The following is a 12,070-nucleotide window of genomic DNA, read 5'->3' as shown; positions in this document are numbered from 1 at the left end:
CCTAGGTCATTATTTCTATCAGATTTGTTGGCCTCGATACATTACTTATACCAAAAGCAGAATATCCATTACCAGCTCATAAATTATTATTTAAAATAAAAAAGGAACTTGAGTAATCAAGTTCCTTTTATCTCCTGTTTGTGATAATTTAATAATCAGGATTTTGTATCAAGTTTGGATTGATTAAAAGTTCTGATGCAGGTATAGGCCATCTAATTTCAAAATCTGAGTATTGAGTGGCTGGATTTCCAGAATTTGACCAAGCAGGTTGTGTTACACTGACTGCTTGCGCATATTTTCCAAATCGTATTAAATCATTTCGTCTCCACCCTTCAAAACAAAGTTCTTTTCTTCTTTCACTCAAAATTTCATCTGCATTAGCTTGTTGCGCACCCAAAACCATATCCGGTGCAACAGTGTCTGGCATAATTACTCCGTCTGGGAAAACACGTGCACGCCCCCGTAATAAGTTAACGGTATTGTCTACATCAGATTGGGTTAATATACCTTGTCCATTTTTGGCTTCAGCATACATTAAAAGTACATCTGCATAGCGTATGTAGGGTTGATCGAATGGGGTATCGGTCCCCCAGTTACTAGGTCTTATATTATGCCATTTCCATGGTTTCCATGTTGCTCGTCTCCAATCTACTTGTGGTTTTCTTGCTGTTGCGTTGTATAGGCCATCATATGGTGTCCATCCCTGAGGTTCATTAACACGATGCTTAGCAATGTTATTTCGACAACGGATGTCGTCCTCTTGGTAACCTTGTGCAAAAGCAAAGTTGTTTCTTGCACCCCACGATCCACTACCTCCGTTGGCATTGGATTGACTATCTCCAGCTAATTCCCAATTTACAAACCAGTTATTTCCAGCTTGACCACCATTTTCAGTATTTCCTAATGGACCATAAAAAGTTCCGAGCTTACCTCCTTGATTTAATCCTGGACCATCAAATCCAATGGCGAATACCATTTCATTATTTTGTTCATTTTCTATACTAAAAACATCAGGGTAAAGCGTTTCAAGTTGATAGACTCCACTGTCAATGACCTCTTGAAGTTTTGCCTCAGCAAGTGCAAATTTATTATGTTCAAATAGTGGGAATCCAGTCATTTGCAAGTAGACCTTTGCTAAAAGCGCCTGAGCAGCTCCTTTGGTTGCTCTCCCTTGGCCTTGCATGGCATCTAGAACAGACTCTGAAAATAATAAATCAGCTTCAATAAGATCGTAAATCAACTTGGTGTCTGCGTTGTCAATCGTTCCATCACCGTTGTTATCTTGTGATACAAATAAATCGTTTATATCAGTTGTTTCAGAATCAACAAGAGGGATATGTTCCCAAGTAGTAACAAGCGCAAAGTACAATGTGGCTCTCAAAAACTTAGCTTCTCCGATAAGTTTATTTTTTCTTTCATCATTAATTTGCTCGCTTGTCATTGCGGACAATCGGTCTACAACACTATTAATTTTGTTCACAGATTGGTAAAGATTTTCCCAGATGGTTCTTATGGTTGCATTTGAAGGTGATACAGATTGGAGGTAAATTTCTTTAGTGTCTGTACCCCAGTTTGGGACCACAATTTCATCTGCACCTAGGGTTCCCCACATGCTAAACCATCCGTCGAAGCTAGAAGCTAAGACTCTAATGGCATCATAGGCTCCAATTACGTATATTTCTGCACCTTCTTCATTTAGCAGAAGTTGCTCGGGGCTGATAAAGCTAGTTGTTTCTTCATGTAAAAATTCTTTTTCACAACTTGTATTAATTAACAACAGAAGCGTTGAAAAAGCCCACAATAATTTAAATTTTGTTTTCATAATTTTTTTAATTTATAGTTAAAGTCTAGCATTTATTCCAAACCGTACTGTTCTAGCTCTTGGGTATGAGTCCACGTCCAAGCCATGGGTCAGTTGATTTCTTCCTACGCTGACATCTGGATCCCATCCACTATATTTTGTCCATACGTAAACATTATCAACTGCAGCATATAGTCGTAGATACTTTAGACCAACGGATTTGGCTATTTTATTTGGAAGCGTATATCCTAGGGTAATATTACTTAATCTTAAATATGATCCATCCTCAATATAACGGGCATAGGCAGCTGAGTTAATGTTACCACTAGCACCAGTGTTAAAAGAGGTGAGTGTATTGTTTGGATTTTCTGGTGACCATCTTTGGTTGACTAAAGCCAATTTACTTGACCAAGGATTAGCTGTACTTGTCCCCTTTTTGATGTTTTTGTTGTAAATATCATTTCCGTAGGACCATTGCGTTTGAATGGAAAGATCAAAATTTTTGTAGGTGAAATTATTTGAAAAACCACCTACATGGATGGGTAGTGTATTTCCTATTATATGGCGGTCTTCATCATTTATGATACCGTCTCCATTGTGATCCACAAATTTGGTCATCCCAGGGCGATATGTTCCATCCTGTACAAGAGAATTTCTTACAACTCCGTCTTTAAGATTATAAATATTTACAGAATACCAGTTCTCAGTTCCAGTAACATTAGAATAGAGTAATTCAGCGGCTTCCGCATCTGTTAAACCATCGAATTCAACAAAATCATTGAAATTATACACACCATCATCTTGCAGTCCATAAATTGAGCCTAAAGACTCACCAACTCTTATGATATAATCGTTTTGAATTTGATTATCACCAATGGCTGTGACAAAAAATTCTTGGGCTCCACCCAAATCCAAAACTTTATTTTTATTGAAACTGATATTAAAATTTGTATTCCATGTGAAATTATTGTTTTGAACAACTGCGGCATCAATAGCAAACTCAAAACCTCTGTTTCTGACCGATCCAATGTTTGTAAAGCTTGTTTGGTATCCGGATGTTGCAGGTAATGGTACTTCAAGTAATAAATCACTTGTTATTTTATTGTAGTAATCGGCCTCTAAATTAATTCTGTTATTTAATAAAGATAGAGATAGACCAAAGTCTGTTTGAGTAGTGGTTTCCCACGTCAAATCTGGATTAGGTAAGCGGTCGATTGATGCTCCCGTTTCAAGTGTATTTCCATTAAAGATATAGCTTGAAAACCCAGCTCTGGATAATGATAAATAAGATCCAATTTCTGTATTACCAGTTTCTCCATAACTACCTCTCAACTTCACCGTATTAAAAATACTGCTTTTTAAAATGTTCTGTTCAGAGAAATTGATGGCCGCTCCAAACGAAGGGAAAAACCCCCATTTGTTTCCCTCAGCAAATCGTGACGATCCATCATATCGTGCACTAGCAGTAAGAAGAAGAAGGTTGTCAAAACCATTAAATTGAACTCTTGCAAGGTAAGATTCTAAGGAAGAGTCAATGGCGTTTGAAACTGTGGGTTGTGTTTCTAATGCTTGTTGTAAAGCATCTAAATTTAGATTTTCAATATCAAATCCAGAAGATCTAGATTGTAGATACTCATATTTATTTTGCTGATGCTCAGCAACCAAAGTTGCATTGATACTATGAGCCCCAAAACTTTTTCTAAAATTTAAATTTTGTTCAGTAACAATGCTAGTTGAGTTGCCAAAATTGGTGATAGCTTGTCCTCCAATGGCTCTTGCCCAACCAAACCTACTACTGTAGTAAGCTTTGTTTTTTGAATTTGATGCAAATCCTCTTACTGATGATTTGAACGTTAAATCATCAGAAATATTATATTCCAAAAAGGCATTAAAACGACCTTGAAAATTGGTACCAGTATTAGTGTTTTCTGTTAACATTGTCATGGGATTATTTAAGTCACCATTTTGATTGGAAATCATTCTGCCATCTTCATCGTAAACAATCCCCAGAGAAGTCTCCTCTTCGATCATGTCTTGTTCGGTTGGTCTGATTGGCATCACTGGACTAAAAAGAGCAGCACTCGTTACAATTCCTGCTCGTCCTTGTCCATTATTTGTGGCTGCTGTTACAACTCCGCCTCTTGTGGTGTAGCCAATGTTAGAGTTAATTCCAACACGAAACCTGTCGTTAATTTTTTGGGTTACATTTAAGTTGAGTGTATAACGCTCAATTTCTGATGTTCGAATTATACCTTCTCTGTCAAGATAAGAGAAAGAGGCAAAGTAGGACGTATTATCACTTCCACCATTGGCAGATATTCTATAGTTTTTAGCTAAAGCAGTTCGCGTGATATTTTCTTGCCAATCATCAACAAACAGCCTTGGGTCATCCGCTGACACACCAACGTAGTCTGTATCTAAAACGCCGTCGCCATCAGAATCAACTGTAGGTATACGGTAGGTCTGAGCAAGGTATTTTTTTTGCGTTTGAAGATCTGGTGACCAAGGTTGGAAGTCATTTCTGTAATCGATCCATTCTTGGGGGGTTAGGACATCCAGTTTATTGGATAAAGTAGAAAAATCAGTGTAGGTCTCAAAATTTAGATTCATTCGGCCTTTTTTTCCTTTTTTGGTTGTGATTATGATGACCCCGTTCGCTCCTCTAGATCCATAAATTGCTGTAGCAGAGGCATCTTTCAAAACATCTATCGATTCAATATTACTAGGATCCAACGTAGTTAATGGACTTGTTGTACTGTTTCCTAATCCGGTTGATGTTGTAATTCCTCCACCCGATATAGGGAATCCATCAACAACATACAAGGGATCATTACTCGCATTCACAGATGTTCCTCCACGAACTCTGATTTTAAATGCAGCATCGGGACCACCTTCTGAAGACACAATTTGAACACCTGAAACACGTCCAGCCAAAGCTCCTTCAAATGATACCGTCTTGATTTTGTCAATTTCTTCTGCTTTAACCGAAGATATTGAACCTGTTAAATCTTTTCGCTTACTTGTTCCGTATCCAATGACTACGACTTCATCCAACTTTGCTGTATCTTCAATCATTTGAACGTCAATGACTGCTCTGTTGTTAACAGCTATGTCCATGGTTTTAAATCCAACATAAGATATCACAATTACATCATTACCGTTGGCTTCAATTTCATAAAGCCCATCAAAGTCTGTAACAGTCCCATTAGTAGTTCCTTTAACAATAACACTTGCTCCAGGAAGGGGCATTCCACCACCACTGACCGTACCTTTTATTTTTTGTGCAGATATTGTACAAATAGATACGACAATGATGAGTAGTGAAATTCTTTTTTTCGAATATAATTTCTTAAAATTTCTCATAAATTTTTGCTTAGTTAATAAATTTTAACGTCAATTTTTAAGTAATTATTAAATTGACAATGTAAAATTAGTGCATAACCAAAAATTGTTTAATTTCAAATTAACATATTTTAATCAAAAATTACCAAAATATTGGAATTCGATGTTAATCTGTGTCCAATTATTGTTAACTAGTGTAGATACAGTATTTAAAATGCCAAAGATATTTGTAAAAAAAAAATATGAAGTTTATATGATTAACAAGACAGCTATTTTATCGTTGATTCTATTTTTTATAGTACTCTCAACCAATGTTATTGCTCAAGCTGGACATGGGATAGAACGACTAAGTTTAGATGGTTCATGGGAAGTTATTTATGATGATAAAAATATAGGGATTGATGAAAAATGGCATTTGAATGAAAATTTTGATAAACTCACTCACAAAAAAACTATTTCTGTACCATCTACATTAGAGTCTTTTAATGAAAATTATGAGGGTGTTGCTTTTTATAGAAAAACCTTCACGATTCCTGAACACTGGGACAACCAAATTATTGAACTTCAATTTGATGCAGTAAATTACAAATCTGAGATATGGATTAATGACGAGGTTGTAGGATTTCATGAAGGGGGATACACTCCATTTAGCTTTAGGATAGACCAACTTATTGATTTAAATAAAGAGAATTCAATAATTGTACGCGTTATTACCCCAATAATATTGACCGATAAAAACATAGATGGTTTGGGAAGGCAAGAGGTTCCCATGTGGAGAGGTGCTATTAATGGAGGCATTTGGCAATCTGTTTCTTTATTAAGAAAACGATTTATTCATTTAAAGGATGTTTTTATTGAAACTGATATCGACAATAAAACATTAGAAGTTAATCTGGAAATCTACAATCATGAAATTTCGCCTATTGAAGCTAGTCTAGAGCTTGAAGTTTTTAATCAAGGCGAGGCTCAAGTGGTATCGAAATCAAAATCTTTGACACTGAGTCCAGGAAAAACGCAAACCAATTATTTGTTAAAATTTGACAACATTCAGCTTTGGGATGTGGACAACCCTAATCTTTATGAGCTTAAAATCATTTTAAAACAAAAAGAAAAAATTTCCGATCAGTGGAGACATAAATTTGGGTTTAGAGAGTTCACAGTTCAAAATGATGAGTTTTATTTAAACGGCAAGCCAATATATTTAAAAGCTGCATTTTTTGAGGGTTTGTATCCAGTCGGTATGGCTTACCCAGACTCCAGAGAAATGGCAATAAAAGAAATTAAATTAGCTAAAGAAGCAGGCTTTAATATGATTAGACCATGGCGAAAACCACCTCCAAAAATGTGGTTAGAGCTTTGTGACGAATTGGGGGTGCTAGTCGTCGGAAGTCTTGTTGTTGAATGTATGTATCGACCTATTTCTACTCCACGATTACCGTTTGTCGTAGAAAATGAGTTAAAAAAGACTATTTTGAATAATAGAAACAGAACATCTATAGTACAATGGGAGCTTTTTAATGAAATTAACCGACCGATTTTAACACAAATGCTCAACGAAATGTCTGTTTTAGCTAGAGAACTAGATCCAAGTCGAATGATTCTCGATGAATCTGGGGGTTGGGGTGAAGGAGCAAATATTTATCTCCCTTATGAAACAACCCCAACGAAGTTTAATGATATTCACCATTACAGTGGTTCCCAGGTTAATCAGATGGAATTTGATGGTTACTTGGTTACGGGTAAAACACAATCCGAGAAAAAACAACTCAAGCTTTCCAAAGTTAAGGGGTACGGAAAAAATGTTGTTCCAGGAATTATGTCATATATTTCTGAGCTTGGGTATGGAAGTACTCCAAATTTAGTTCAAAATAATATCACCTTTAAAGAAAAGGGTAATCCCATTTTAGCCCCTACTGTATACCACAAATTCTTAGACCAAGGGTTTCATTCAGTCTTGAAAAAAATTGAATTTGATGGTATTTATCAAAATACAGAATTACTATACTTGGAGCAGCAAAAAATGCACGGAATTGCCAACAAACGCATGATTGAAGCTTCACGATTAAATAGTTCAATAAAAGGCTATTGCATACATGCTCTTGTTGGAGGTGATTGGGTTTTAGGTGCTGGTCTTCTGGACCTTTGGAGAAATCCAAAAACTTTGGCTTATGACATGACCAAAGCTGCAAACCAACCCACTGTTGCTCCAATTCGAATACTCCCTAGAAATGTTTTTAAAAATCAAGGGTTTAATTTAAAGGTTTATGGCGTCAATGAAAACAATCATTCTGACGTTAAAGCGGTAATTTCAATCAAGGATTCCTTGGATAATATTGTCTTTAGTGAAACCTCTATAAGTGATTTAGACCGTGGCATCAATGTTCTTTTCGATAAAAAGTTATCTAGTCTAAAAATGAATGGAAGTTATAAAGTTCATGCAGTCATTTTAGATAAAAAAGGAAATGCTATTACTGAAAATTCTGAAAGTTTTGATGTATTTGATAATGAAAGTTATCAACTACCAAAAGAATTGTTTGCGCTACACGATCCAAAGGGGGATTTAACAAACTTCTTAGTATCTAAAAAAATCAATTTTATTCCCTTTACACCAGCTTTAGATGTTGATATCCCAGTAATTGTAGGCCAATCAGAAAATAAAAAGCAATACGCTGAGGATGCGGAAATGATACAAAATCATGTGAACAAGGGTGGATATGCTGTATTTTTAGAGGTCAAGGGTAAACCAACCAAAAATTTTGACAGAGTTTTAAAAGAAATTCCCCAACAAGGCTTACCAACAAATGCTCAAATGTTAGGAAAATGGCCCACTCTTGGTGGTTGGGCTGCGAAATCACACATAATAAAGAAACACCCCATTTTTGAGGGACTTCCCACTAATCAAATTATGCATGGCGTTTATGAAAACATACACCCAATAACTTCAATGGCAAAACAGGAGGGGGTTTATATTGTTGGAATGATCGGTTATGATCATTTTCCAAATAATGACATTATGCTTAGACATTATAATGGCCCTGGTGAGGTTTGGTGGGCGGCTGATGTTTTGGAGTCTGACCATGGAAAAGGTCAAATGTTACTTTCCACACTACGGATTATAGAAAACCTTGGGAAAGATCCAGTGGCCGAAAAAATATTGATGAATATAATTTCATATAGTCTAAGTAAGAATTAAGTGTTTACAAATAAAATATTTAAAAAGGATATGATACATACCTATCATATTACACTAATTTTAATTTAAAACTTTGAACCATTTTCAACATTAAAACATAACTTTTGTAAAATTAATATTGTATCAAAAATGAAAATAATAAAACAAATTAACCTTGTAATATTCATAATTCTATGCTCAATTGGTTATGCACAAACCAATTATTACTTATCGAGTTCAATGGGAAGTGATTCCAATAAAGGACACAAATCAAAGCCCTGGAAGAGTTTAGAAAAGATTAGTAAACAGAAATTAAAGCCAGGGGATACAGTTTTTTTTAAAACCGGTGATACATTCAAAGGCCATTTTGTTGTTAATGGTTCAGGAAATCTTAATCAGCCAATAGTGATTACGTCATATGATAGTGGTGATAAACCCATTCTGACGGGGCAATTAGATAAGGAACAAGGGGGTGATTTTAGAGAAGCAATCTATGTTAATAACAACGAACATATTGTTTTTGAAGACTTAGAAATTCAAAATAATAGATTGAAGCCCAGATTGGAGTATAATAATGCGCATAGTTTTGGTATATATATTCACAATTCCAGCAACAAGGTGATGCACAATTTTATTTTTCGAAGAATGACTTTCAGGAATGTCTATTCTCTAGTTTATGTTGATCCTTCAAACCAAAACGCCTTCAACCAATTTGAGGTCGCCGCTATTCGATTTTTTTCTGATTGGGATAAAGCCCACATCGATAATGTTTTGGTGGAGGACTGTTATTTTACTGATTTGCAGCGCTTTGGTATTCATATCAAGCATGCCCAAGGTAAAAAAGGAAAAGATCATAGGCATACTAATCTTATTTTTAGACGAAATGAATTTTCAAAAATTGGAGGAACATGTATATTACCTTCTAGAACCCGAAATTGCCTTATTGAATACAATATATTTGATCAGCCAGGAGCAAAAACAAATGATAGAATGATTGGTAGAGGTAGTGCTGTTTGGAATTATTATAGTGTCAATACAGTTATTCAATATAATCAGTGTATTGGAATTAGAGGTATTTTAGATTCACACGGCATACATGTTGACCATCATAACAAAGACACTGTGGTTCAATATAATTATATGGAAGATTGTGAGGGGGGATTCGTGGAAATTTTAGGAGATAATGAGCGTGCTACCTATCGTTTTAATATTAGTAAGAACGATGGTTGGCGCCAAAACCCAAACTGGAAAAATAGTAATCACACCATTTGGTTAAACAACAAAATAAACGGTAAAGGGGGGCACGAATCCAACAATAGTTTTATTTATAATAATACCATAATTTTAGATCGCAAGGATTATCCTTTCCAAACAGCTATAGATATCAATGCATTGAATACACGAATTTTTAATAACATTTTTTACGCTGTTAACGGTTCGGGAATTGGCACAAAACAAATGATATTGAAAGACTCATTATCTGCCGTTAAAAATAATTTTTTCTTGGGGGAAATATCTAAACGCTTTATGGACAGAGACGACCATAAGTTATTGGGAAAACCATCATCTGGCTCTGTGAATGAGAATGATGTAAATGACCTGCCTAATACAATCAATTCCGGCACCCCATATATTGGTGAGTTTGCTCATCCACGTTTTCCTGTCGAAGCCTCATTTGTTTTTTCATCTGTAGAGGAAACACCTACTAAAGATTTTTTTAATCAACCTATCGATGAGAATTATTCCCCAAATATTGGTGCAAATAATTCAAAAAATGGAGCGTTATATTTTGAGGGTGTTGGTGTCCATGTATTAAATCCTATTGCTTCAGGACTAATTATTTTGGGTGGAGTAGAGGATACATATGACTATAAACTTCTTGATATTTTGGGAAAAGTCAAGCAAGAAGGACGTATTTCAAAACAACACCCTAATGTTGCAATTGCAGCATTAAAGCATGGAGTTTATGAAATGATTTTGGAACGAAATAGTAAGAAGATTTCCATCAAGCTACTGATTACCTAAATCTTAGAACAATAATTTTCATTAAAAGCTACTTTAATTCAATAGCTTCAACCTTGGTGTTGGCATTCCCTTTCTCTGCATTAAAGGCTTTTATTAACTCCTGAAGCTTTTCAGGCTTTGAGTTTGCCAAATTATTTTGTTGACTTTTATCGTCCTTAAGGTTATAAAGTTGATAATTACTTGAATTGCCAATCTCTATATTTACTTGCTCTAAAACTTCTGGTCCACCATAGGGTGGTATCATTACCCAATCGCCTTGCTTGTAAGCTGTTCGTGTAGTAGCCTCAATAATTAGAGAATTCCTGCCTTGATCAGATTGACCAGAGAGTACATTCCACATTTTTTGGCTGTCAGTATTTTCGATATCACTACCTATTAGGGTACCGATTGAGGCCATTATATCTATTTGACTGATTAAGGCATTTGATACTTTGGGTGCAATACGATTCTTCCAATAAACAATAAAAGGAACTCTTGTACCTGCTTCAAAAAGACTGTATTTACCGCCTCTAAATACGCCATTAGGTTTATGATTTCCAATTTTTTCTACAGCTTGGTCAAAATAGCCATCATTTAATACAGGGCCATTATCGCTTGAGAATATGATTAAAGTATTTTCTAAGAGTCCTTCATCATCAAGCGTTTTTATGAATTCTCCAACACACCAATCTGCTTCCAAAATAACATCTCCTCTTGGACCCATTCCAGAAGTTCCAACAAAACGAGGGTGAGGAGTACGTGGTACATGAGGTTGCTGCATGGCATAATATAGAAAGAAGGGTTCATTTTTATGCTGTTTGACATAGTCTTGTGCTTTGACGAGAAAGTGATCTGCCATATCAATATCACTCCATTTAGCGGATTCTCCGCCTCTCATAAATCCAATTCTAGGAATTCCATTAACGATACTATTGTTATGACCGTGATGCCATTTCATTGAAATGAGTTCTGGATTATCCAATCCATTGGGTTCTCCCTCAAAGTTATTGGCGTAATCAATTTCGATAGGGTCATTAGGATCTAATCCAACAACATTACCATTTTCTATATAAACAGTTGGGACTCGGTCTTGAGTGGCAGCCATTATGTAGGCATAATCAAATCCCACTTCGTTTGGTCCAGGCGAAACGCGTTTGTTCCAGTCTACATTTCCTGAACCTAGACCCAAATGCCATTTGCCAACGATTCCAGTATGGTAGCCCTTATTTTTTAGCATTTTTGGTAGTGTTGCTTGAGCGGTATCGATAATTAAGGGTGCAGTCCCTGGGAGAATTCTAGCTCGTTTATTTTTCCAGGGATAAATACCTGTTAACAAAGCATAACGACTAGGTGTACAAGTTGCCGAACTTGAAAATCCGTTAGTAAACCGAATTCCATTATTGGCCAGTTTATCTATGTTTGGGGTTTGAATTTCTGTGGCGCCGTTTGCACTGATATCACCAAAACCTAAATCATCTGTATAAATGATCACTATATTTGGTGTTGAGTTTTTTGACGACTTGTTTTGGGCTTTTTTTTCAGTACAAGAAAAAGTTAATAAAACAATTATAATTAGCCCCCATGTTATTTTTTTTGAATACATCCCTGTTTAAATTATCTATTTGAATTGTAAATTTATGATAATTAAAGGTTACGTTAAACTACCAAATTAACAATCGTTTTTCAGTAGTTACCATGGCAAGGATGAAATATATTTAAGTTAATTATAGTTTAGTATTAGTTAAGAGTTG

5 protein-coding genes are annotated in these 12,070 nt (G+C 35.5%); 2 read left to right on the top strand and 3 right to left on the bottom strand.

Annotated features, from left to right (window positions below; genetic code table 11):
* Window positions 1–148: 148 nt before the first annotated feature.
* Both FORMA_RS01240 and FORMA_RS01235 read right to left on the bottom strand, forming a co-directional pair.
* Window positions 149–1,822: a RagB/SusD family nutrient uptake outer membrane protein gene (locus FORMA_RS01240; protein WP_069673954.1), complete on the bottom strand. Its 1,674-nt coding sequence runs from the start codon at window positions 1,820–1,822 to the stop codon at window positions 149–151.
* Window positions 1,823–1,840: 18 nt separating this feature from the next.
* Window positions 1,841–5,164, bottom strand: coding sequence for a SusC/RagA family TonB-linked outer membrane protein (locus FORMA_RS01235; protein ID WP_069673953.1), 3,324 nt, complete (start codon window positions 5,162–5,164; stop codon window positions 1,841–1,843).
* Between the two features lie 232 nt (window positions 5,165–5,396).
* Between FORMA_RS01235 and FORMA_RS01230 the strand changes: the two genes are divergently transcribed.
* Both FORMA_RS01230 and FORMA_RS01225 read left to right on the top strand, forming a co-directional pair.
* On the top strand, window positions 5,397–8,336 hold the full coding sequence (locus FORMA_RS01230) for a glycoside hydrolase family 2 protein (RefSeq protein ID WP_069673952.1): 2,940 nt from the start codon (window positions 5,397–5,399) through the stop codon (window positions 8,334–8,336).
* A 129-nt stretch (window positions 8,337–8,465) separates the two neighbouring features.
* Entirely contained in the window at window positions 8,466–10,340 is a 1,875-nt protein-coding gene (locus tag FORMA_RS01225; RefSeq protein WP_069673951.1) for a hypothetical protein, read from the top strand.
* 28 nt (window positions 10,341–10,368) lie between these two features.
* Here the strand turns inward: FORMA_RS01225 and FORMA_RS01220 are convergent, their stop codons facing one another.
* Entirely contained in the window at window positions 10,369–11,922 is a 1,554-nt protein-coding gene (locus FORMA_RS01220) for a sulfatase family protein (protein ID WP_069673950.1), read from the bottom strand.
* Window positions 11,923–12,070 lie beyond the last annotated feature (148 nt).

It is taken from the genome of Formosa sp. Hel3_A1_48 (assembly GCF_001735715.1).
Classification (GTDB): Bacteria; Bacteroidota; Bacteroidia; order Flavobacteriales; family Flavobacteriaceae; genus UBA3537.
This window is presented reverse-complemented; position numbering and strand designations above follow the sequence as displayed.

What these genes read in the sequence shown, in the direction of transcription:
- FORMA_RS01240 (WP_069673954.1), bottom strand. Translation starts at nt 1,822, where the DNA reads ATGAAAACAAAATTTAAATTATTGTGGGCTTTTTCAACGCTTCTGTTG.
- FORMA_RS01235 (WP_069673953.1), bottom strand. Translation starts at nt 5,164, where the DNA reads ATGAGAAATTTTAAGAAATTATATTCGAAAAAAAGAATTTCACTACTC.
- FORMA_RS01230 (WP_069673952.1), top strand. Translation starts at nt 5,397, where the DNA reads ATGATTAACAAGACAGCTATTTTATCGTTGATTCTATTTTTTATAGTA.
- FORMA_RS01225 (WP_069673951.1), top strand. Translation starts at nt 8,466, where the DNA reads ATGAAAATAATAAAACAAATTAACCTTGTAATATTCATAATTCTATGC.
- FORMA_RS01220 (WP_069673950.1), bottom strand. Translation starts at nt 11,922, where the DNA reads ATGTATTCAAAAAAAATAACATGGGGGCTAATTATAATTGTTTTATTA.